This is a genomic window from Streptomyces sp. NPDC088910 (genome assembly GCF_044749865.1).
Classification (GTDB): Bacteria; Actinomycetota; Actinomycetes; order Streptomycetales; family Streptomycetaceae; genus Actinacidiphila.
This window is the reverse complement of sequence record NZ_JBIVIV010000006.1, coordinates 379,026-401,045: the sequence shown is the minus strand read 5'-3', so window position 1 is coordinate 401,045 and position 22,020 is coordinate 379,026. Positions and strand designations below refer to the sequence as shown.

At 71.7% G+C, this 22,020-nt stretch carries 22 protein-coding genes; 12 read left to right on the top strand and 10 right to left on the bottom strand.

Going from position 1 to position 22,020, the window contains the following annotated elements; translation table 11 throughout:
* Nucleotides 1-40: 40 nt before the first annotated feature.
* Nucleotides 41-715 carry an HSP18 transcriptional regulator gene (locus ACIP4Z_RS16895; RefSeq protein WP_401308745.1) on the bottom strand — a complete coding sequence of 225 codons (675 nt, stop codon included), beginning with the start codon at nt 713-715 and terminating at the stop codon, nt 41-43.
* Nucleotides 716-856: 141 nt separating this feature from the next.
* On the opposite strand from ACIP4Z_RS16895, the gene ACIP4Z_RS16890 reads away from it, so the two are divergent.
* Nucleotides 857-1,288, top strand: coding sequence for an Hsp20/alpha crystallin family protein (locus ACIP4Z_RS16890; RefSeq protein WP_355342611.1), 432 nt, complete (start codon nt 857-859; stop codon nt 1,286-1,288).
* A gap of 173 nt (nt 1,289-1,461) precedes the next feature.
* Nucleotides 1,462-1,896: a DUF2267 domain-containing protein gene (locus ACIP4Z_RS16885; RefSeq protein WP_401308741.1), complete on the top strand. Its 435-nt coding sequence runs from the start codon at nt 1,462-1,464 to the stop codon at nt 1,894-1,896.
* Here ACIP4Z_RS16885 and ACIP4Z_RS16880 read toward each other — a convergent pair.
* Both ACIP4Z_RS16880 and ACIP4Z_RS16875 read right to left on the bottom strand, forming a co-directional pair.
* A complete protein-coding gene (locus tag ACIP4Z_RS16880; RefSeq protein WP_401308738.1) occupies nt 1,851-3,095 on the bottom strand; it encodes a PP2C family protein-serine/threonine phosphatase in 1,245 nt (414 codons plus the stop codon). The genes ACIP4Z_RS16885 and ACIP4Z_RS16880 overlap by 46 nt on opposite strands.
* A gap of 367 nt (nt 3,096-3,462) precedes the next feature.
* Nucleotides 3,463-3,795: a MerR family transcriptional regulator gene (locus tag ACIP4Z_RS16875; protein WP_391046130.1), complete on the bottom strand. Its 333-nt coding sequence runs from the start codon at nt 3,793-3,795 to the stop codon at nt 3,463-3,465.
* Nucleotides 3,796-4,512: 717 nt separating this feature from the next.
* On the opposite strand from ACIP4Z_RS16875, the gene ACIP4Z_RS16870 reads away from it, so the two are divergent.
* The gene (locus tag ACIP4Z_RS16870; protein WP_401308735.1) at nt 4,513-5,526 is read left to right on the top strand and encodes a dihydroxyacetone kinase subunit DhaK; all 1,014 of its coding nucleotides are present in this window, start codon (nt 4,513-4,515) and stop codon (nt 5,524-5,526) included.
* 35 nt (nt 5,527-5,561) lie between these two features.
* Nucleotides 5,562-6,308, top strand: coding sequence for a DAK2 domain-containing protein (locus ACIP4Z_RS16865; protein ID WP_391046127.1), 747 nt, complete (start codon nt 5,562-5,564; stop codon nt 6,306-6,308).
* A gap of 130 nt (nt 6,309-6,438) precedes the next feature.
* On the opposite strand, the gene ACIP4Z_RS16860 is transcribed toward ACIP4Z_RS16865, so the two are convergent.
* Nucleotides 6,439-7,131: an HAD family phosphatase gene (locus tag ACIP4Z_RS16860; protein ID WP_355342593.1), complete on the bottom strand. Its 693-nt coding sequence runs from the start codon at nt 7,129-7,131 to the stop codon at nt 6,439-6,441.
* A gap of 161 nt (nt 7,132-7,292) precedes the next feature.
* A complete protein-coding gene (locus ACIP4Z_RS16855) occupies nt 7,293-8,258 on the bottom strand; it encodes a ScbA/BarX family gamma-butyrolactone biosynthesis protein (RefSeq protein ID WP_401308730.1) in 966 nt (321 codons plus the stop codon).
* Nucleotides 8,259-8,369: 111 nt separating this feature from the next.
* Here ACIP4Z_RS16855 and ACIP4Z_RS16850 point away from each other — a divergent pair, with 111 nt between their 5' ends.
* The gene (locus tag ACIP4Z_RS16850) at nt 8,370-9,029 is read left to right on the top strand and encodes a ScbR family autoregulator-binding transcription factor (protein WP_355342587.1); all 660 of its coding nucleotides are present in this window, start codon (nt 8,370-8,372) and stop codon (nt 9,027-9,029) included.
* A gap of 248 nt (nt 9,030-9,277) precedes the next feature.
* The gene (locus ACIP4Z_RS16845; protein WP_401308727.1) at nt 9,278-9,592 is read left to right on the top strand and encodes a hypothetical protein; all 315 of its coding nucleotides are present in this window, start codon (nt 9,278-9,280) and stop codon (nt 9,590-9,592) included.
* 74 nt (nt 9,593-9,666) lie between these two features.
* Here ACIP4Z_RS16845 and ACIP4Z_RS16840 read toward each other — a convergent pair whose 3' ends face one another.
* Both ACIP4Z_RS16840 and ACIP4Z_RS16835 read right to left on the bottom strand, forming a co-directional pair.
* Nucleotides 9,667-10,923 (bottom strand): chloride channel protein, encoded by a 1,257-nt coding sequence (locus tag ACIP4Z_RS16840; protein ID WP_401308724.1) that lies wholly within the window; start codon nt 10,921-10,923, stop codon nt 9,667-9,669.
* A gap of 221 nt (nt 10,924-11,144) precedes the next feature.
* Nucleotides 11,145-14,087 (bottom strand): BTAD domain-containing putative transcriptional regulator, encoded by a 2,943-nt coding sequence (locus tag ACIP4Z_RS16835; RefSeq protein ID WP_401308721.1) that lies wholly within the window; start codon nt 14,085-14,087, stop codon nt 11,145-11,147.
* Between the two features lie 148 nt (nt 14,088-14,235).
* On the opposite strand from ACIP4Z_RS16835, the gene ACIP4Z_RS16830 reads away from it, so the two are divergent.
* Complete coding sequence (locus ACIP4Z_RS16830) at nt 14,236-14,358, top strand: hypothetical protein (RefSeq protein ID WP_401308718.1); 123 nt, start codon at nt 14,236-14,238, stop codon at nt 14,356-14,358.
* Between the two features lie 304 nt (nt 14,359-14,662).
* Here the strand turns inward: ACIP4Z_RS16830 and ACIP4Z_RS16825 are convergent, their stop codons facing one another.
* The 3 genes from ACIP4Z_RS16825 to ACIP4Z_RS16815 all read right to left on the bottom strand — a co-directional run bounded on the left by ACIP4Z_RS16825 (nt 14,663) and on the right by ACIP4Z_RS16815 (nt 17,142).
* The gene (locus ACIP4Z_RS16825) at nt 14,663-15,241 is read right to left on the bottom strand and encodes a hypothetical protein (RefSeq protein ID WP_401308715.1); all 579 of its coding nucleotides are present in this window, start codon (nt 15,239-15,241) and stop codon (nt 14,663-14,665) included.
* A gap of 273 nt (nt 15,242-15,514) precedes the next feature.
* Nucleotides 15,515-16,147 carry a response regulator transcription factor gene (locus ACIP4Z_RS16820; protein WP_188280250.1) on the bottom strand — a complete coding sequence of 211 codons (633 nt, stop codon included), beginning with the start codon at nt 16,145-16,147 and terminating at the stop codon, nt 15,515-15,517.
* Nucleotides 16,148-16,173: 26 nt separating this feature from the next.
* Complete coding sequence (locus ACIP4Z_RS16815) at nt 16,174-17,142, bottom strand: histidine kinase (protein WP_401308917.1); 969 nt, start codon at nt 17,140-17,142, stop codon at nt 16,174-16,176.
* Nucleotides 17,143-17,498: 356 nt separating this feature from the next.
* On the opposite strand from ACIP4Z_RS16815, the gene ACIP4Z_RS16810 reads away from it, so the two are divergent.
* The 5 genes from ACIP4Z_RS16810 to ACIP4Z_RS16790 all read left to right on the top strand — a co-directional run bounded on the left by ACIP4Z_RS16810 (nt 17,499) and on the right by ACIP4Z_RS16790 (nt 21,942).
* Nucleotides 17,499-17,771 carry a hypothetical protein gene (locus tag ACIP4Z_RS16810; protein WP_188280217.1) on the top strand — a complete coding sequence of 91 codons (273 nt, stop codon included), beginning with the start codon at nt 17,499-17,501 and terminating at the stop codon, nt 17,769-17,771.
* 45 nt (nt 17,772-17,816) lie between these two features.
* The gene (locus tag ACIP4Z_RS16805; RefSeq protein WP_355342569.1) at nt 17,817-18,275 is read left to right on the top strand and encodes a CBS domain-containing protein; all 459 of its coding nucleotides are present in this window, start codon (nt 17,817-17,819) and stop codon (nt 18,273-18,275) included.
* Between the two features lie 148 nt (nt 18,276-18,423).
* Nucleotides 18,424-19,710 (top strand): ArsB/NhaD family transporter, encoded by a 1,287-nt coding sequence (locus ACIP4Z_RS16800; RefSeq protein WP_355342566.1) that lies wholly within the window; start codon nt 18,424-18,426, stop codon nt 19,708-19,710.
* 397 nt (nt 19,711-20,107) lie between these two features.
* Nucleotides 20,108-20,470 carry a hypothetical protein gene (locus ACIP4Z_RS16795; protein ID WP_401308710.1) on the top strand — a complete coding sequence of 121 codons (363 nt, stop codon included), beginning with the start codon at nt 20,108-20,110 and terminating at the stop codon, nt 20,468-20,470.
* 227 nt (nt 20,471-20,697) lie between these two features.
* Entirely contained in the window at nt 20,698-21,942 is a 1,245-nt protein-coding gene (locus ACIP4Z_RS16790) for an NAD(P)/FAD-dependent oxidoreductase (protein WP_355342560.1), read from the top strand.
* The last annotated feature ends 78 nt before the right edge of the window (nt 21,943-22,020 follow it).

The window sequence follows — 22,020 nt, the reverse complement described above, 5'->3', positions numbered from 1 at the left end:
CCGGAACGCGGCGGGCGAGACCACCTGACCGGAGGTGTGACTACGGGGTGTGCGGCGGTCGCCCCGGGGGGTTGCGGAGCTGGTGGGTGTGTTCGGTGACGGTGTGGACGCGGTCGGCGAGGTCGGGGTGGCCCGCTTGGAGGTGGGCGTGAGTGGCGGTGAGCGGGGTGATGAGCGCGGCGGCGTCGTCGGCGGCCAGGGCGGTGTCGAGGTGGCCGAGGGCGGTGTCGGCGGCGGTCGGCAGGTCGGTGAGCTGAGTGATCTGGCCGGCGAGTCTGCGCAGGTCGGCGGCGTTGGTGCGGGCCCAGGCGTCGACGGTTCTGTCGGCGGCGCGGCGGTTGCGGGTGGCGTTGACCCTTTCCTCGCCGGTGGAGCCGGCCGGGCCGGGGCGCAGGCGCAGGTAGCGGCGCTCGGCGGCCTGGCGGCTGGAGACGCCGAGGGGCGCGGCGAGGTCGGCCCAGCTGGCACCGGCCGCCCGCGCGGTCTCGATCAGGCCGGTTTCCCAGCCGGCGAGTTGTTCGCGGATCTCGCGCAGGAGCAGGAGCGAGGCGAGTACGTGCCGGGGGTCGGCCGCAGGGGCCGACGGCTGGTCGGGTGCCGGGCCGCGGGCGTCGCGGACGGCCGCGTCGATGGTTTCCAGTGCCGCCGCGGCGGCGGGGAAGGTGGCCGCGGCGGGCGGTGGCGACGGTGTCGGGGCGGGCTGGTCGGCTGTCATGGCGCCTCCTCCGGGCTGTCACCCAGGGGTGTCACCCTCAGGGTGACATCAATGTTTGTCATCGGATGGATGACATGCTACAACAGAGGGCAGGTGAACGACACCGGCGCCAAGCGCCCGACTTCCTGGAGGTGTTCCGCGATGCTGATGCGTACCGACCCTTTCCGTGAACTGGACCGACTCACCGAGCAGCTCCTGCGCCCCGGCACCTGGTCGAGGCCCGCCGCGATGCCGATGGACGCCTACCGCGACGGCGAGCAGTACGTGGTGTCCTTCGACATCCCCGGGGTCTCGCCGGACGCGATCGACATCGACGTCGAGCGCAACATGCTGACGGTGAAGGCCGAGCGCAGGCCCGCCCCGCACGACGAGGGCGTGCAGATGGATCTGTCCGAGCGGCCGCTGGGGGTCTTCTCCCGCCAGATCGTGCTGGCCGACTCCCTGGACACCGAGCAGATCCAGGCCGACTACGAGGCCGGGGTGCTGACGCTGCGCATCCCGATCGCCGAGCGGGCCAAGCCCCGCAAGATCTCCGTCGGCGCGGGCGACAACCGCCGGCAGATCGCCGGCTGAGCCACCGCCGCCCGCGGTACCGCCCCCGCCGCCTGCGGTACCGCGCGGCGAAGGACGCGAACCCGTCGGCACCCTCCTTCGCCGCCGACCGACATCTCCTCCACCCCACCCGGCGGCCGGCCCCGCTCACCGGGCCCGGCCGCCGCCCGAAACGGAAGGCCACCGCCGCAGCCATGCCCGCCCAGTCCGAACAGCGCCGGACCGCGTCGGCGCTCACCTACGACCAGATGCTGGAAACCGTCCGTTACGACGGCGCCTACCCCACCCGCGAACGCGCAGAGCAGGCCGTCCACGCCGTGCTCGCGGCCCTGGGAAGCCAGCTCGGCGACGACCCGCGCACGGCGCTCGCCGCCCATCTGCCCCGTCAGGCCGCTGACGTCCTCACCGCCCAGGCGCCCACCGCGCAGCCCCGCACCGGCTGGAGCTTCGTCCAGGACATCGCGGCCCGCACCGGCGTCACCCCCGCCGTCGCCCGCTGGGACACCGGCGCCGTCCTGAGCACCGTCGCCGCCCTCCTGCCCGGCGACCTGCTCACCCGCACCATCAACGAACTCCCCGCCGGCTACGCCCTGCTGTTCGGCCGCGCCGAACTCGCCCGAGCCGCCTGACCCCCCGTCGCGCCGTCCGGGCCGTGCCATTCGCAGAACAGGACGGTGGCGTCGTCCTCGAGGCGTCCGTGGTGGTACTCCATGACGGTGCGCATCAGGCGGCGCAGCGTCTCGTCGACGGGAAGGTTGTCCGCGTGGTGGCGGGTGATGAAGTCGGTGAAACGCTCCACACCGAATTCCCGGCCGTCGCTGTCGCGGGCCTCGGTGATGCCGTCGGTGAACAGCAGCAGCCGGTCTCCGGGCTCCAACTGCTCGGTGCGCTGCTCGACCGGCAGGTTGAATCCGCTGCCCATCGGCCCGGCCGGAGGGCAGTACAGGGTGCTGGACCACCGGCCCCCGCGGATCAGTACCGGCAGCAGGTGGCCGCGGTTGACCCAGCTGAACTTGCCGGTGTCCAGTTCCAGGTCCGCCAGGACGCCGGTGGCGTACCGGGTGTGTCCGAACTGCCCGACCAGAGTGTCTTCGATGGCTCTGCTGGCGTCGGGAATGGTGGCGCCGGAGCGGCGGTGGCTGCGGCAGGTGGACATCGCCAAAGCGGCGGTCAGTCCGGCGGACGTGTCGTGGCCCATGGCGTCGAAGATCGCCAGGTGCAGGATGTCGTCCGCCAGCGCGTACTCGAAGGCGTCCCCGGCCACCTCGTAGGCCGGTTCCATGAAGGCGCTGACCGTGGCCCGCTGGTCGGAGAAGGTCCGTGGCGGCATCAGCGCCCATTGCAGTTCGGCGGGCACGCCCATCGGCCGGGTGCGGGTCAGCCGGGCGTGGGAGTCGCTGTTGGCCCGCTTGGAGACCAGCAGCAGTCCGGCCATCGACGCCAGCGCCAGCGCCACCTCACCGTCGGGCGTGCCCGTGTCGTCGGGGCCGGGCTCGACGTGCAGGACGCCCAGACGTTCCGTGCCGTCCCGCACCGGCATCCAGCACGCCCCGCCGGACGCCGGGGCGGTGACCTGTGTGATCTGGTAGGCGCGACCGGGCAAGGTGCCCTCGATCCGGTGCTCCTCGCCGCCTTCGCCGGCGTTCAGGCCGGTCCCGGTCACCTCGCGCAGTACCTCCTCCTGGAGATCCGCCACGAAGAGCCGGGCCCCGCCCGCGCCGGCCTGCTTGGCCGCGGTGTCCAGCAGGCGCGGCAACCGCTCGAACGGCGCCGTATGGCTGGCCTCCAGCAACCCGGCCAGTGCCCGCGCCAGACCGTGCGCGGTCATGCCCACCGCTTCGGACCGGAACGCACCCTGCCGGCATCAGTCTCTTCCGCCATGACTCAATCCCCTCACAGCGCGGGACCACGAGGTCGCGCACATCGACCAGCACATGCCACCGGGGACCACAGGGCACACGCCCGAGGGAACGACACCAGCGCGACCACTCCACCCGGCCACTCCGTGGCGGCCGGGACGACGGTCCCCACAACCCTCCCACCCAGGCCCGTTCCCAACAAGCGGCTCTCGCCGGGAGCGGCGAGGACACGGCTCGGGCCTTCGCCGGGAGCACGCGGAACGCCGGGCGATGGCACGTCGGAGTCGTCCTGGGAGCGAGTCGTTCAGGTAGGGAATCGCTGAGGTCGGCAGTCGTTCAGCCGGTGGCCCGGTCGCGGGGCTTGGAGGAACTCAGCTCCTCGTTGATGCGCTGGGCCTCCGCGAGCTGGTCCTCGAGGATGACGATGCGGCACGCCGCCTCGACGGGGGTGCCCTGGTCGACGAGCTCGCGGGCGCGTGCGGCGATGCGCAGTTGGTAGCGGGAGTAGCGGCGGTGTCCGCCCGCGGAACGCAGCGGGGTGATCAGGCGGGCTTCGCCGATCGCGCGGAGGAAGCCTTGGGTGGTACCGAGTATCTCGGCTGCTCGGCCCATGGTGTACGCGGGGTAGTCGTCGTCGTCGAGTCGGCCGAACGAGTCGTCTGCTGTCATCTCGCCTCTCTGTGGAACGCGCTTGAGGGGCCTTGGTGCCGAACGGCACCAAGGCCCCGAAGGAACTGCTACACCATCTACCGGCTTACGTACTGCGCCGGCTCTCTGTGTCCGCATCGCCACCGGGAGGGGTTTGGCGGCTGATGCGGGGATCGCGGTTGCTTGACCGGAGACCACCTCACTATCGATGTCCTGCGGTACCCGGGCCCGAAAATCCGCCCGGGCGATCCTGATGGCGCTCGGCTCCTCCGTTCTTCCCTCGGGATCAACTCTCTGAATCATCTCTTGGCACTGCGGTACTGCTCGTGGCGGCCCCTGATCACCTCGGGCCACCCGGTCCGGCGGCCAGTCCCATCGCCCGTCTGGCAACAACCCCGGCTCTGGAACTCCACCACCGCACCGTCCTGCGTCCTGCACTTCGCGTACTGCTGCCCGGCAGTTCGTGTCTGCCGGGCCTTGCTGATCTCGGCTACGAGAGAAACCATAACCACGTCACCGCCGAATGTCTACTCCGGCCGACATAGATTCTGCGTGTCCCGAGAGGGAGATAACCTCCGACGGCCACGCGGCACGCCTTATACCCGACCGCCCGCTCGTACGTCCGGTACTTCTGCGACAGCCACTCGTACGTGGGCGGAAAGTTGCCGTTTCGGGTGATACCGAACAGCATGATTACGCAGGAGACCGACCGCGTTCTCCGGAAAGGTCTGGTGCACCATGGGCCTTTACTTCGCGAACGAGATCGACGACCTCGTCGTGGACTCCCTGGCCGGTTTCGAACGGGCGCACGCCGACAGCGTCGCCTGGGACGAGGCGAACGGCTTCGTACGGGCGCTGACCCCGTCGCCCGCGCGGCGCGTGGGCCTGGTGTCCGGTGGCGGCTCGGGGCACGAACCGCTGCACATCGGCTATGTGGGCGCGGGCATGCTGGACGCCGCCTGTCCCGGCCGCGTCTTCGCCTCGCCGCACAACCGCCAGATCTTCGCCGCCTCGCTCGCCGTGGCGCGGGAGAACGGTGTGCTGCACCTGGTGAAGAACTACACCGGCGACAAGATCAACTTCGGTATCGCCGCCGAACGGCTCGCTCGTGAGGGCGTCGACTGCGCGCGGGTCCTGATCGACGACGACGCCGCCTCGGACTCCGCGGAGGTCGTGAACGGCCGCCGGGGCACCGGCGCGACGGTGCTGGTCGAGAAGATCCTCGGCGCGGCGGCGGACACCGGGATGGGCCTGAAGGACCTGGCCGCCCTGGGCGTGGACGTGGTGGGCCGCTGCCGCAGCATGGCCGTGGCCTCCGCCGCCCACACCGCTCCCGCCACCGGCCTGCCCGCCTTCGACCTGCCGGCCGGCGGTCTCGAGTACGGCGTCGGCATCCATGGTGAACGGGCCCGTCGCACGCTGCGCGAACGCCCGTTGCGCGACCTGGCCGCGGACATGGTCGGCACGCTGGCCGACCCCCTGGGCCTGGTCTCCGGCACGTCGGTGATCGTGCTGGTCAACGGCCTCGGCGGCATCACCAGGATGGAGCTGTACGCCGTCCTGCACGAGGTCACCAAGGTGCTCGACGGGCGCGGCGCGGCCGTCGAGCGCACCCTGGTCGGCGACTTCGTCACGGCCCTGGACATGCGCGGCTTCTCGCTGACGTTGCTGGTGGCCGACGCGGACACCCTCGCCTACTACGACGCGCCCGCCCACACCCCCGCCTGGCCCGCGACCGCACCGGTCGTATAGGAACCCCGCGACTCACGAGTTCCCCGGAGGCAGTCATGGCCGCACCGTCCCGCACCGCGTTCACCGATGCCTGGATACGCCGCTTCGCCGCCTCCGCGGAGGCCACCGAGCCCGAACTGACCGCACTGGACCAGCAGGTCGGCGACGGTGACTTCGGCGCGAACCTCGTCGCGGGCCTCCGGGCGACGCTGCGACGTCTCGACGACCCGATCGGCCCGAAGGCGTGGAAGGCCGCCTCGAACGGCGCACCGGAGCGGGTCAGGCCCCCCGAGGCGAGCTGCGCCGGCCCGCTGGACGCCGCCGCAGCCGCTTTCCTCGATGAGGTCGGCGGCACCAGCGGGCCCCTGTTCGGCCTGCTGTTCCATGAGATGGCGGCGGCGCTCGCGGTGAGCGAGGGGGGACCCGACGCCGGAGCGCTGGCCGCCGGTGTCGGCAACGGCCTCGCGGCCATTCAGCGGGTCGGAGAGGCGACCGTTGGCGACAAGACCCTGGTCGACGCGCTCGCCCCGGCCTCCGACGCGCTGACGGCGCAGCCGCCGGGGACCGACCCGGCCACGGCCGTGGCCCACGCGGCGCGGGCCGCGTGGGAAGGCGTCGGCAACACCGCCCGGCTGACGGCCCGGCGCGGCCGCGCGAGCTACCTCGGCGACCGGGCGGCCGGCGTCCCGGATCCTGGCGCGGTGGGGATCGCGCTGCTGTTCTCCTCCGCGCGCGGAACCGTCTCCCGGCTGGGCCCGCTGCTCGCGGCGGCGGGGGACGTACCGGAGGAACAGAGTGCCTGACCGGCCACGCGGCTGACGGACGACCGGCGGACCCGGCGGGTGACCCGCGGGCGGACGGGGCAGCGGGGGAGTGGGCCGGTCCGTCCGGAGGACACGGGGCGGGAGACCCGCCGGTCCGCGGCGGGTTGGATCAGACCGGCAGCCGCTGGGCCATCCGGCGCGTCGCCCACTCGAAGATGCCCGGCTCGTCGAGCGTCGCGACCCACAGGTCGACCCGCGCCGCGATGTCCTCGCCCGGCCAGGGGCCGACGCCGACGACGCGCAGGCCGCCGCGTACGGCCGCCTCCACCCCGCAGGCGGAGTCCTCGACCGCCAGTGTGTCGCCCGGCGCGGCGCCGCAGAGCCGGGCCGCGGTCAGGTAGACGTCCGGGTGGGGCTTGGGCCGGTTGTCCTCGTCGGCGACCACGATGTGGTCGAAGTGGTCCCGGAGTCCGGCGTGGTCGAGGCAGGTCTCCACGACGTCCAGGGGGCAGTTGCTGGCGACCGCGAGCGGGGCGAACTTGGCGGCCGTCTCCACCAGCTCCCGCGCGCCGCGCATGGTCTGCGGTTCGCGGGCCACCAGCGCGCGGAAGTGGTGCAGCAGGCCGGAGGTGAGCTGGACGCCGAGCTCGGGGCGGCCTGCTTCGTCGGCCATGAGCTGACCGCACTCGGTGAAGTGCAGGCCCTTCGCCCGTTCGGCGAAGCCCTCGGCGGGGGCGACCCCGACATCGTTCATGGCCAGTTCGCGGGCCTGCTGCCAATGGCGTTCGGTGTCCATGAGTGTGCCGTCGCAGTCGAAGACGATGGCCGCGGGTGTCCACGAAAGAATGGGATGAGAGTTCATCGGGGATTTCCTTTTCAGGAATGCCTGAATGTGCCGGCGATGCGACGTCGCATTCCTCGCGGCGGGGTCGGCATACCGGTGAAAGCAGACGGGCGCGGGCCCTCGGCGGACGCGGCCCCGTAAAAGGGCCGTCTGGGAGACCGCCAAGAACATATCGATCGTTACGTTATGGACGTCAACCCAACGTAGTCAAGTGAGTCCTCTGCGTAATCACCCGAGTCGCCGTATCCGAGTACGCCGAAAGCGGCGCGCTCGGCGCCGTTGTGGATGCGGAAGACGCAGGTCCGGTGGTGCGGGACGCACTCCACGCTGGCCCGCGGCGTGAACTCGGCGAACCGCGCCGCCACCAGACGGCCGCACGTCGGATGGAGTAGTACGCCGCCGCTGACCTCGGCGGCTGCCTGCCGCGCCGCCTCCAGGAGCACCATGCCGGGGACGTGGTCGGTCGGGTGGTCGAAGAAGAACGGGTGGCAGGGGTCGGCCGGGTCGATCTCGACCGTGCCGCCGCGGTGGGTGATCAGCACATCTCTGAGGTGGGCGACGGCCAGCGCGGCGGGCGCGGGGCGCCCGTCGGCCGTCGGCGGCGGCTGGCGTGCCGTGAGGCGTTCGGCGCGCAGCGCCGCGTATCCGTGAGCGCTCAGGAAACGGGCACCCCCGTTGGCCTGCGCGAACGCCCGGCCGTCGGCGAGGTAGGTGACGTCGAGCCGCAGGCCGGTGGTGACGCCGTCCGCCCCCTGGCGGCGCCCGCCGACCGCGATCCGGCACGTCACCTCGGTGCAGCCGTGGCCCGCCCGCGGCGCGCGTCCGGGCCGCAGGTCGAATGACAGGTCGGTGATGAGCAGGTGGCTGGTGGGCGGGACCCCGTACCAGCGCAGGGGTATGTAGATGCCGAGTTGCCGCAGGGTCTCCACCAGGACCAGCGGGCTGTGCCGGTCGGTCCCGTCGAGGGGGAAGGTCGTATGCGATCGGGGCCAGGCGGCGGCGGCCTCGAACGCGTCGTCCGCCGTCGGCCGTACGTCGGTCAGGAGAACCTCGGCGACGGACGCGCGGTGCACTGTCTCGCGGGGGACCGTCCGGGACCAGGTCAGCGGACGGGCACGACCGCCGACCCCTGTCGGAGAATTCATACCATAAGGAGAACTCACGCCCTGGGGATTTGCACGCGCATTGCTTCGTGGATGTTACGCGGAGGTAGTAGATTGCCTGCTGTTGGTGACGGCGCGGCAGGCGGAGTGAACGTGCAGGAGCGGGCGGAGACGACACGGCGGTTTCTGCTGGAGGCCGCGGCGCGTCTGTTCGACGAACGTGGTTATGCGGGGACGAGTATCAGCGACATCAGCGCGCTGTCCGGCCGCACCAGCGGAGCGATCTACTTTCATTTCGCCAACAAGGAGAAACTCGCGCTGGCCGTCGTCGAGGCGCACTTCGCGACCTGGCCGGAACTGGTCGACCGCGCCCGGACGGCCGACGCGCCCGCGCTGGAGAAACTCGTCGCGCTCAGCTTCACCGTGGCGCGCGCCTTCCGCGACGATGTCGTCGTGCGCGCCGGGTCCCGGCTGTGGATGGAGCGCAAGGCGATCGACGCGAGGCTGCCGACCCCGTTCAGTCCCTGGATCGAGACGGTGACCGCGTTGCTGGAGGAGGCCGGCCGCCGTGGGGAACTGGCCGACGGCGTCGCCCCGGCGGTCGCGGCCCCCGGTGTCGTCTACGCCTTCTTCGGCCTCCACACCGTCTCCGACGCGCTGGACGGCCGCGACCAGATCGAGGAGCGGCTGCACGACCTGTGGGTGCTGCTGCTGGGGGCGCTCCAGCGGGTGCCGGAGGCGGCGGGGCTGCTGGGGCGAGTCAGGAACGGGAAGGCCGAGCCGGTGGGGGAGCGGGTCGCCTCGCCCGCGTAGCGGCGGTGGAGCCGGCGGATTCCGCTGAGCCGGGCCATGGTTCTCCGCACGGTCCCGCGTGATGCGGGGCCGGGTCCGCGCGTGCGGTGATGCGTCCGTTGGCCACGGGCCGCCGCGCGGCGACGTCCCGACCGTGATCTGATGGAAAGGCGCTCTCGCCGCCGAGCGCGACCCGCGGGCGAAGAGGTCCGCCGACGGATCGGGCGTCTCGCCCCCCGATCGCTTTCCAGCGCCTGAACGAGGCCGCTATGAACCAGCTCCACCACTTCCACATCGAACACGCCGGGCACTCGATCAGCGTGGACGTCAGCGGCGGACACCACCGAGAGGTCGAACTCCTCGTCGACGGGCGGGAGGTGGGCCACCGGGAGGACGGGAACGCCGACCGGCTCACGCTCTCCGGGGAACTGCCGGAGGACCCGCCCCGGCCCTTCGCCGTCCGCGTGGAGGGGCGACCGCACCACCGATCCCAGCCTCCGACCTGCACGCTCGTGCTCGCCGGAGACGAATTCCCCGTCCCCGACCGGACCCCTGTGCGGCGTCCTGACCACCGCGTCCGCTGAGCAGGAGCAGGAGCAGAATTAAGGCCGGAGCCGGAGCCGGAGGGGGAGCAGGACCGGGGCCGGGGTCACGCGGGTCATCCGGAAAGAACGGGCCCCTGTGGCAGCAGTTCGGCGGCCATGAAGGAGATCACGGAGGCGAGGACGATGACCGGCACGGAGCCGGAGTGGCCGAGCATGATCGCGACCAGTACGACGCTGCTGACCGGCAGCCGCAGCGCCGATGTGGCCGCCGCCGCCATCCCGGCCGCCATCGCGGGTACCAGGCCGAGCCCCGGCAGCGGGGCGAGCAGCGCGCCCGCGGCTCCGCCCAGGAAAAGCGCCGGGAAGACCGGGCCGCCGCGCAGGCTCCCCAGGCACAGGACGTAGGCGGCCCCCTTGAAGACGAGCACCGCCACCAGCGCCCCCACCGACCAGGCATGCGGGTCCTTGGCCAACTGCGACAGCGTCGCCTGGCCCGAAAGCGCCGCCTCGGACGGCGAGCGGCCGGTGCTGACCGCGAAGAGCGCGACGCACCCGCCGGCCGCCAGCGCGCAGAGTGTCGTGTGCGGCAGCAGTCGGCCGGACACGAAGACCGCCACGTACCGTCCGCCCACCACGAGTACGTGGACGGCCGCTCCGATGACCAGCCCCATCAGCAGCGACCAGACGACGTCACCGGTGTCCAGCACGGGAGGGGCGGGCAGACCGACCGCCAGGCTCCCGGTCTTGAAGCCGGTCCACTGGCCGAACCCGCTGAAGATCACCGATCCGATGCCGCTGGCCAGCAGGGCCGGCAGCATCACGGCGAAGAGCTGCGGCCCGCCCACGCCCGCCACCTCCATCAGCAAAATGCCCGCCACCAGGGGGTTGCCGAAGATCGCGGAGATCGCCGCCGCGGAACCGGCGGCACCGAGCAGGGCGGTGCTCTGCGGTGAGGCCGGCGCGCGCGCCAGGTCACGGAAGACCAGGGCCAGCCCACCGCCGAGCGCGATCAGCGGGGCCTCGGGTCCCAGCACCGCGCCCAGCGGCAGGCTGAACAGCGCCGCGATGATCACACCGGGAATCGCTGCCCTCGTTGGCCCACCTGAGTGCAACCCGGCCGCCGGTACGTGTCCGCCGCGGCCGGGCAACCGGCCCGCCACCAGCGGGACGACCAGTCCCGCCAGCGCGAACGCCGGAAAGGGCCACCACCAGGGTGCGTGCGGCCACCCCAGATCCTTGGGCCAGTCCGTCCAGACCAACTGCTCCAACTCGTGCAGCGCCGCGAGGAACCAGAAGGCCAGCGCGGACACCGGAATGCCGATCAGGGCGCAGAAGAGCAGCGCTCGCCGGTAGGCGGGGTCGCGCAACATCGTCCGCAGCCGCTCGGCCTCGGGCGGCTGGGTTCCGGGGGAGGCCCCCGCGGTGGCGGCCTTCGACTCGGCGATAGGTCATCTCCATCGGTCGGCGCGCAGGCGGAACTGCACCCGGGGCAGCGCGAGACTACCCACCCCGACCCCGCCGCCCCCGGTGGCCCACGCCCCGTGATCTGGAATTCCCCTGGGTGGCGGTACGGACGGACCGCGCGGCGTCGTCATGGTGACGACGGGGGCGCCGGGGCCTTCGTCCGGTGCGCGTCACCGATGGTCTGCCACAGCCGCAGTGCGCGTTCGTGGTGGCGGTGTGCCAGGTCGTGGGCTCCGGCGGCGGCGTCCAGGTCGCCGAGCAGTTGCCAGCACGCGGCTTCGTCGTGGCGGTCGCCGTGTCGTTGGAAGATTCCGGCCGCGCGTTCCAGCGCCGGGCCTGCCCGGTCCCGGTCGTGCCGGCCGGCGTGCACGCGGCCGACTTCCAGCAGTGTGTACGCGGCGCACCGCTCGTCGGCCAGTTCCTCGAAGGCGGCCAGCGCCTGCCCCAGGCAGCGCAGCGCCTCGTCCGGATCGCCGCGCCGGTCGTGCAGCCGGCTGAACCGCCGCAGCACGACCGCCACCCGATGCCCGTCGTCGAGCGCCCTTGCCTGGCGCAACGCCTCGCCGAACCAGGACTCCGCCTCGTCGAGTTCGTCCTGCATGAGCCGCATCACGCCCATCGAACAGGACAGTTGGGCTTCGAGGTGGCGGTCGCCCTCACCGACCGCGATGGACAGGGCCCGCTCGATACGGGCGGCGGCTTCGTCGTAACGGCCCTGCACCCGGCTGATCGTGCTCAGCATGGCCATCGCCAACGCCTGGCCGCGCTTGTCCTCGCCGTTCTGGCACAGGGCGGCGGAGGACTCCAGGGCGCGGGTCGCCCCGTCGAACTCGTCGCGGTAGATGTTCAGTTGGCCAAGGCCGCGCAGCAGCACCGACGCACCGCGCGTATTGCCCGCGGCCTCGGCCGCTCCCAACGCGAGCAGGTGCCCGTGCTCCCAGTCCTGGTACAGGCACCGGTGGTCGTAGTAGGTCGCGGGACCTGCCGCCAACTCCCAGGCCAATTCGTCCAGTCCCCAGTCCACGGCCAGCCGCACCGCGCCGAGCAGGGTGACGCGTTCGGCGTCGAACCAGGCGACCGGGTCGGCCATCAGCCGGTCCACGACCGCGTCCGGCAGCGAACGGCGCGGCGCGGAACCGGGTTCGGCGACCAGCAGCCCTGCGGGCAGCCGATCGGTGGCGCGCCCGGCCAGATCGAGCCAGGAGGCCAGTACGCGGACCATCGCGTCCCGCCTGTCCGCCTCCGGCAGCTGTGCGGCGAGCTCCACGGCACAGGTCCTGATCAGGTCGTGCAGCCGGTAGCGCGGCTGGCCGATGGCGTCGGTGGTGGTGAGACGGACCAGGCTGGCGTCGACGAGGGTGTCCAGCACGTCGTCGGCGTCGCGGCGGTCCAGCAGCGGGCCGACCACCCAGCCGGGCAGGGTGGACGCGCCGAGCAGCCCCAGCAGGCTCAGCGCGCGTACCGCGTCGGGCGGGAGCAGCCGCACGCTCAGTTCGACGTTGGCTCGCACGCTGAGGTCCCCGATCCTCAGCTCGGCCAGTCGGCGGGACTCGTCCTCGATCCGTTCCCGCAGCACCCGCAGCGACCAGGCCGGGCGGCCGGTGAGCTTGGCGCCGGCGATCCGGATCGCCAGCGGCAGGTTGTCGCAGCAGGCGAGGATCGCGTCGGCCTCCGCCGGTTCCCGCTCGACCCGCCGCCGCCCGACGATGCCGGTGAACAACTCCCGCGCCTCCGCCAGGCTCAGCACGTCCAGGTCGATGTGCCGGGCGCCGGGAAGCTGCGTCAGCAGCATGCGACTGGTGATGAGCACCGCGCAGCCGTCGGCGCCCGGCAGCAGGGGCAGCACCTGACTGGCGTGACCGGCGTCGTCCAGTACCACCAGCATCCGGCGGTCCGCCAGTAACGACCGGTAGAGCGCGGCCCGTTCGGGCAGGCCGGTCGGGATCGCGCTGCCGCCGACCCCGAAGGCGCGCAGCGCCTCGGCCAGCATCAGCGCCGGGTCCCGTGGGGCGTCCGACGTTCCGGCGAGGTCGAGGTAGAGCTGGCCGTCGGGAAAGGAGGCGCTGGCCAGCCGCGCGGCGTGCGTCACCAGGGAGGATTTGCCGACACCGGGACCGCCCACGACGACGGCCACCGGGGCCCGGTCGGGCGCCGACACGTCCAACTGCCGTGCGACCTGCGCCAGCGCGTCGGCTCGGCCCACGAAGTCATGCACGCCTAAGGGCAGTTGGCGTACCGGCAGCGCCATGGTCGGTTCGGCGGCGGCGCCGGGCCCGTCCGGTCCGGTGGCCGCGGGGCCGCTCGCCGGGGCGGGGGCCGGGGCGGGCGCCGCCAGGGACGGATCGGCGGCCAGAATGCGCTGGTGCAGGGCTTGGAGCGGCGGGGTGGGATCGACGCCGAGTTCGTCCGCGAGCGTCCGGCGCAGCCGCTCGTACACCTGTAACGCCTCGCCCTGCCGCCTGCACCGGTACAGGGCGACCATCACGTGCTCGGCGACCTGCTCGTCGAAGGGGAACTCCCCTAGCAGGGCGGTCAGTTCCTCGATGACCTCACGATGGCGCCCCAGGCCGACCTCGATGCTCAGGCACAGCTTGTGCGTGGCCGCGCGCTTCTCGTTCAGCCGTGCCGCGTCCAGCTCCAGGACCCGGCTCGCCATGCCGACCAGGGCGTCACCGCGCCAGCAGGCCAGCGCGCGCCGCAGCGCGACGGCGGTCTCCAACGGTGAGGTGTGCCGCTCGGCGAGCTGCCGCTGGTGGTCGAATTCCAGCAGGTCCAACTGCTCCCGTTCCAGGTGGATCTGGTAGCCGCCGCGCCGGGTGCTGATCAGGGAACGCGCCGCCCCGCACGCGGCGAGGTTGCGGCGCAGCCCGGACATGGCGTCCTGGACCTGGCGGACCGCGGTGGCGGGGACCTTCCCGTCCCACATCACGGCAACGAGCTGTTCCATGGTGACGACGTTGTTCGCGCCGACCAGAAGCGCGGCAAGCATCTTCGCCTGCCGCGCTCCGTCGAGTCGGACTTCGCACCCCGCGACCTGGGCGTGCAACGGCCCCAGCACGCCGAATCTCATGCCCCCGGCACTCCACGATCAGTGCCGGACCCCCGTCTGACCCGGCATCAGAACCGATCTTAGCGCCGCCCCGTGGCCCGCAGGGGTGCAGGTTCAGCCATACGCCGCGAGGAAGCACGCGGACGTCAGAACGTCATAGTTCCTGTCATTGACGTCCTTTATCGTGGCGGCCAATGCGGGCACACAGGCGACGAAGGCGTTCTCCGCGTTGACGAAGGCGGCGACAGCGGTCGTGTTGCAGATGATGATCCGCGTCGTGGTGGCCGCGTAACCCCCACTGCGTGAGCGTGCTGATGCAGGAGTTCGGGTTGGCGTCGGGCTTCACCTGCGCCGCGGGCGCGCCGGCAGGGGCCGTGGCGGCGGAGGCGGCAGGCGCCATCGCCAGACCACAGCCCGCGAGAGCGACCGCGGACAGCGCGGCGGCGGCGAGGCGGCGGCCGGAGAGAGGCTTTCTCATCTGTTACCCCGTTTCGTGGGAAAAGGTGCTGATGGTACGGACGGTGTCCGTCAACAGACGGACGACGACCTTGGACAGGGGACTTCCTTCGACGGTGGGCTTTCGTCGACAGGGGGACTCAGGTGGCCACGTCGAAGACGAGCCACGCCTGGTATCCCGAGTCCTGGGACGTTCCATTGCACGGATAGCCGCGCAGGCCGTACTGGAGGGAGAGATCGGCGCACATGTTGGCGTGGTCTTCCTGGTACCGCCCGTTCTGGAGCACGACCTGGGTGATGCCGTGAGCCTGGCGGGTGACGAGCCGCCACTCCTGCCATCCCCCGGTGTAGCTGGTGTTGTAGCAGGGGAAACCGCGCAATCCGTATTCCTGGGAGTAGTCGAGGCAGTTGCCGCTGCCCACGTTCTCGAGGTTCGCCCAGCCGTTGGCGTTGATGACGACCTGCCACCGGTACGACGTGTCGTAGAGATCGCACGGAGCGTTGCGGACCCAGTCGACCGGATGCCTGTGATAGGTGGTCAACTCGCGGGAGTCCTGCATGCAGGTGTTGCCCGCGTCCGGCGACAACGATTCGAGCCGGTAGATGTGGCCGGTCTGCCACGACCAGGCGGGCGCGGCGTCGGCGGATCCCGTGGTGGCCAGGATCAGTCCCGCGGCCATCGCCACCGCGGCGGCGATACGAGGCAGGGGTTTTCTCATGTGGGCTCCTATCAGCCGGGTGACGGGACTCCCCGCCCACCGGCGCGGCGGGCTCACAAGCTAAGGAAACGGGTCCTTCCGACGTCCTTGACTCGTCCTAGCGCGAGGTCGTGGGGGCCATCGGGAAGCGCCGCCGATGTCCGGGAAGCGCCGCTGATGTCGCCGCGTGCGGCGCGCCGGACCCGGACCCGGTGCCGGACCCCTGGCCGGCGCCGGACCCCTGCCCGATGTCGGACCCCTGCCCGGTGTCGGACCCAGCCGCGGCCCCGGGCCTCAGGGTTCGACGAGGCCGGCCCGGATCGCGTACCGGGTGAGGTCGATCCGGTCGCGCATGCCGAGCTTCTGGAGGATGTTCGCCCGGTGCCGGTCGACGGTCTTCACGCTGATCACCAGCGTCTCGGCGATCTCCTTCGCCGAATTACCCTCGGCGATCAGCTTGGTGACCTCCTCCTCCCGCGGCGTGAGGATGCTCTCCGGCAGCTTCTCGCCCTGCCTGGCCCGATGCAGGTAGTCCCGGATCAGCGCGGTGATCGCGCCGGGATAGAGGAACGGCTCGCCGCGCATCGCCGACCTGACCGCCTCCAGCAGGTCCCGGTCGGCGACCGACTTGAGCACGTATCCGGACGCGCCGGCCCGGAGCGCCTCGAAGAAGTACTGCTCGTTGTCGTGCATCGAGAGCATCAGGATGCGTACGCCGGGGGCTCGCCGGGAGATCTCACGGGCCGCTTGCAGGCCGGTCATCCGCGGCATCGCGATGTCCAGAATCGCCAGGTCGATCTCGGACCCGCGGATCATCTCCACCGCTTCCGCCCCGTCGGCGGCCTCGGCGACCACCGTCATGTCGGGCTCGGCGTCGAGAATCAGTCGCAGGCCCCGCCGGACCAGTGCGTGGTCGTCCGCCAGCATGATCCGGGTCTTGGTCGTGGACACGCTTACCCCCGCTTCCTCTCCGCCGCCGACGGAATCGGGCCGTCGGCGGGAACGGTCAGCCGGACCTCGGTGCCGGTGCCGGGCACGGCGGTGATGGACAGCCGCGCGTCGATCAGCAGCGCCCGTTCCCGCATTCCCCGGATGCCGGCGCCCTCCCGGCTCACCTCGCCGAGGCCGTCGTCGGCGACCCGCAGCACGACCGTGTCCGCCTCGGGCCGCAGCGACAGCTCGACCCGGCCGGCCCCGGCGTGCCGGGCCACGTTGGTCAGGCTCTCCTGGGCGATCCGGTAGATCACCAGTTCCTTCTCCGTGCTCAGCGCGGGCAGGTCCGGCTTCGCCCGCCGGACCACCGGCACCCCGCTGACCTGGGAGAACTCCGTCGCCAGCGCGTTCATCGCGCTGAGCAGCCCGAGATCCTCCAGCACGTCCGGGCGGAGCCTGCGGGCCACCCGTCCCACCTCGTCGAGGCTGGACCGCACCGTCTCCTGCACGGCGTGCAGGTCGTCGCGCAGGTCGTCCGGGGCCCGGTCCACGGCCCGCTTGAGACCGAGCAAGACCACCGTGAGACTCTGCCCGATCTCGTCGTGCAGTTCCCGCGCGATCCGCTGCCGCTCCGCCTCCTGGGCGGCGAGCGCGTCGGCGCTGCTGGCGCTGCGTTCGGCCCCCAGCCGGTCCAGCATCGCGTTGAAGGTCGCGATCAGGTCCGCCAGGTCACCGTTGCCGGAGTCCGCCAGCCGGTCCCCGCCGCGCAGCAGGTCCACCCGGCGCATCAGCGCGGTCAGCGCTTCGAGCGGGGCCAGGCTGGCCCGCAACAGCAGGGCGTTCACCGTCAGGATGAGCGCCAGTCCGACGATCAGCACCGGGATCTCGGCCAGCCGTACCCGTGAGGAGACGGTGGCCGGTGAGAGCGCGAGCACGAGCGTACCGATCGTGAAGACCAGGCCGTTCAGCACGACCAGGCGGCGGAACAACGCCTGGGCAGGTGCCCTGCGGCCGGGCTCGTCCCGTCGCCCGTCCTTGCCTCGGCGGTCGGCCTCTTCTCGGTGCCCGTCCGTCCCTCGGCGGTCGGGCTCTTCTCGGTGCCCGGGCTCCTCTCGGCGGCCGGGCTCGGGGATGGCTGCCCGGTCAGCGGAATTGGTCACCGTGCCAGCCTCGCTCGGGAGCGGCCCGTTTGTCCATCGGGTCGCTCACCCATCCACAACCCCTTTCACCTGCATGTTCCGCGCGGGCAGAGATGGGTGTCGGACCCCATGGCCGGGTCGGCCGAATTCCCGAAACGTAGAGGGGGACCAGCCTCCCTTGCTCGAATGACCCGAAGGAGCCCTCAGTGGAGATCACCCGCACCAGTGTTTTCGGCGTCGGCGTCGTCAACCACTTCTCGACCCGTGAAGGGCAGCGCTTCGGCGTACTTGTGCATCAGTCCGGACGCCGATCGCTGCTCTGCTACGGCGCGGGCGATCCGGACGTACCGGTCAACCAGATCGAACTGGACCTCGACGAGGCCGACCAGGTCGCCGAGGTGCTGCACAGCGTCTCGGTCGCCGACCGGCTGGCGAGCCTGGAACGCCGGCTCGCCGAGCTCCAGGGCGGGTTCGCGTGATCAGGACGTATCCGAAGGTTGGTCCAGGCCAGGGGAGTTGGTGGAATGCAGGCACAGCAGATCGCCGTGACCGTACCGACGGTGACCGTTCGGGACTCCGTGGCCCACGCGGTCCGGTTGATGGCGCTACGCCGGTTGCCCGGCATGATCGTGGTGGACGACCGGGGCCGACCGCGTACGGTGCTGCCGGGCACGCAGGTGCTGCGGATGGCGGTGCCCGACAGCTACCGGGCGGACCGGGCGTTGGCCCGGGCCATCGACGAGGCGCACGCGGATCACTACTGGGACGAACTCGGCGACCTGACCGTGGGCGACTGCCTGCACCAGGGGCTGGCCCGGGTGGTCACGGTCGGCCTGGACGGGACGCTGCTGGAAGTGGCCGCCCTGATGGCCGGGCAGCGCAGCCCGCTGGTGGCGGTGGTCGACCACGCCGGTGTGCTGGTCGGGGCGATCACGCTGGAGCGGGTGATCGCCGAATTCGCGGTGGCCCACCCGGACGTCTGATCGCGCCCGGACGTCTCATGGGGCCGGGACGGCTGATCGCGCCCGGACGTCTGCTCCCGCCGGGACGGCTGAGTCCGGCTGGACGTCTCATGGCGCCGGGACGGCTGATCCCGTCGTGCGGCGGCGCGAGCCGGTCGGGGGGTGACCGGTGAGCGCCGTCGTCGCGCTGGCCATCTTCTCGGTGGCGTTCTTCTTCATCGCCACCGAGAAGGTCGACAAGGTCAAAGTCGTACTGGTCGCGGCCGCCGTGATGCTGGTGTTCGGCCTCGCGCCCGGAGCCGAGGTGTGGTTCTCCCAGCACGCCGGGGTCGACTGGGAGGTCATCCTCCTGCTGCTCGGGATGATGATCATCGTCGGGGTGCTGAAGCAGACCGGCCTCTTCGACTACCTCGCCATCTGGTCCGCGAAGCGGTCGGGCGGCCGGCCGTACCGGCTGATGGTCATGCTGATGCTGATCACCGCTGTCGCGTCGCCGTTCCTGGACAACGTCACCACGATCATGCTGGTCGCCCCGGTGACGGTGGTGGTCTGCAACCGGCTGCACATTCCCGCGCAGCCGTACCTGATCGCGGAGATCCTGGCCTCCAACATCGGCGGCGCCGCGACCCTGATCGGCGATCCGCCGAACATCATCATCGGCAGCCGCGCCGGGCTGACCTTCACGGACTTCCTGGTGCACATGGCGCCGATCGTCGTCGTGATCTTCGCGGTCTTCGTGCTCTTCACCCGGGTGCTGTTCCGCAAGTCGTTCCGGTACAACCCGGAGCACGTCAACGCTGTCCTGGCGTTGCAGGAGCGGCGGGCGATCACGGACGTACGGCTGCTGGTGCGCTGCCTGGCCGTACTCGCGCTGGTGGTGGTCGCCTTCTCGCTGCACTCTGTGCTGCACCTCGACCCGTCGGTGGTGGCGCTGGTCGGCGCCGGGCTGATGCTGCTGGTCTCCCGGATGGACGTCACCGAGGTGCTCAACGAGGTCGAGTGGCCCACCCTGGTCTTCTTCATGGGCCTGTTCGTGATGGTCGCCGGTCTGGGGCACACCGGGGTGATCAGCACGTTCGGCGATTGGGTGGTCGGCCAGGTGGACGGCAACTTCTTCGGCGCCGCGACCGCCCTGCTGTTCGGTTCGGCGATCCTGGGGGCCTTCTTCGACAACATCCCGTACGTCGCCTCCATGGCCCCGGTGGTCGAAGGGCTGGTGGCCGAGGCGCCCGACGAGCGCACCGGTCAGGCGATCTGGTGGGCCTTCGCCCTCGGCGCGGACTTCGGCGGCAACGGCACGGCGGTGGCGGCCAGCGCCAACGTGGTGGCGATCGGCATCGCCGCCCGCAGCGGCCACCGCATCTCGTTCTGGCAGTTCACCCGTTACGGCATCATCGTGACGACCATGAGCTGCGTGATCGCCTGGCTCTACATCTGGCTCCGCTACTTCCTCTGAGCGGGCCGAGGCTTCTCCGAGCAGGCCGTATTCCCTCTGGGCGAGCCCGCCGACCGGGCAGGACATCCCGTCCTGCCCGGTCGGCGCGCTGCCGCGCGGCCGACCGGCCGCGGCCTCACCTCGCCGCGGCCTCACCTCGCCGCGGCCTCACCTCGCCCCGGCGTCTCGCGCCCCGGTGTCCCCGGCAGCCCCTCCCGCCATCCTCCGACGCCCCTGACGCATCACTGAACTCACTTCTTTTCAGGCTGAGTTACGGAAATTTCTTTCACTTGCCCGGCTTATTGCGCGACTGTGTCGCCGAACCTACGATCGGTGGCGCGCGGTGACCCCGCCCCGTCCCACGGATGCTGCTTCCGGCTCGTTCCGCTCCCCCCGCCCACCGAAGGGACAACGACCTGTGAGAAAGCTCCGTCTGACCGCCGCCGCGTGTACCGCGGCCCTGGCCGCCCTGCTGGTACCGGGCGCCGCCACCGCGTCCGCGAGCACCACGGACTGGCCCAGCGGCTGCCAGTACTACACCGACTTCGACTTCATCTACGGCCAGCTCTCGATCTACAACAGCAAGGTCTGCAACGGCGTCAGCCAGCCCGCCTACGCCGTGATCGAGAAGGTCAGCACTACGGGCACGATCACCGCGGTGGCGTACGGCGTCGGCATCGTCCGCTACACCTGCCAGGGCACCGCCGTGAACACCTTCCGCTTCGACGGTGACCTCAGCCACCAGGTGACCCTGACCCCGGGGGCGCTTCCCTGCGGCTGACCACCGCGCACCCGTCCGCCGCCTCCCCCTCCGGCCGACGGTGAAGACGGGTCCTGTCACGGCGGTGGCAGGACCCGTCCACCGGCGGGCGCCCGCGCGGAGCCGGTGATCCCATGGGCTCACAGGCCGTGGCAGACGTGCGGGGCCGCCGACGGCCTGCCATGATCCGCAGGAAGAGGCAGCGCGTCGCCGAATCCGCGTTGGCCGTCGCGCGGCGGGAGGCTCGAATGACACGCGGAGCGAGTGAGGGCGCCGTCGACGTGGTGGTCGTCGGCGCGGGTGTGGCGGGGCTGGCCTGCGCGCAGGACCTGGTGGCCGCGGGGCTGCGCGTGCGAGTGCTGGAAGCGTCGGACGCGGCGGGCGGCAGGATGCGTACCGACGTACGCGACGGGTTCCGCTTCGACCGCGGCTTCCAGGTGGTCAACACCTCCTACCCGCAGTTGCGCCGTCGCCTGCGGCTGAGCGAGCTGCGCCTGCGGCCGTTCACGCCCGGCCTTCTGGTGCACACCCCCCAGGGGAAGCTCCGCCTGGGCGACCCGACACGCCACCCGCGGATGGCGGCCGACCTGCGGCCCGGGCGGTTGGCCACGCTGCGTGATCTCGCCGGACTCGCCATGATGAGCGGCCGCGACCTGCTGGCACCGCCCCGCGTCCTCAAACGCCAGACGGACCGCACGACCCGCACCGCGCTCGCGCAGGCGGGCATCGGCGACGAACTGGTCGAAACCCTGTTCCGCCCGTTCCTGTCGGGAGTCTTCCTGGAGGACGAGCTGGAGACCTCCAGCCGGTTCTTCCACCTGGTGTGGCGCTCCATGCTGCGCGGCACCCTGTGCCTGCCCGCTCGGGGAGTCGCCGCGGTGCCCGAGCTGATGGCGGCCGCGCTGCCGGACGGCACCGTCGCCTTCGACGTCCCCGTGGAACGGCTCACCGACGACGGGGTGCTGACGGCCCGCGGTGACGAACTGGCCGCGCCCGCGGTGGTCGTCGCCGCCGGCCCGGCCGCCGCGGCCTCACTCGTACCCGGCCTGCGCGTACCGGCAACGCGATCGGTCACCACGTACTACCACGCGGCTCCTGAACGACCGCGGGCCGAACCGACGCTCATCGTGGACACCGCACGGCGCGTGCTCAACACCGTCGTGCTCAGCGAGGTCAGTCCCACCTACGCGCCGCCCGGCCGGGCCCTGGTCTCCACCTCCGTGCTCGGAGTCGACGAGACCGAGGGCGGCGAGGCGGAGGTGCGCCGGGTACTGGCCGAGCTCTACGAGACCGACACCACGACGTGGGAGCCGGTGGCCGCCTACCGCGTCGCCGAAGCGCTGCCCGCCATGCCGCCGCCGTGGCCGCTCAGCCGTACCACGCGGGTCTCGCCCGGCCGCTACGTCTGCGGCGATCACCGGGCCACCGGCTCGGTCCAGGGGGCGATGGCCTCCGGCGCCCGCGCGGCTCGCGAGCTGCTCGCCGATCGCTGAGACCGTTCGATCGCTGAGGTCGGTCGGGCGTTGAGGTCGTTCGGGCGGGCGAGTCGGGGCCTGAGGTGTGGGCGCGGG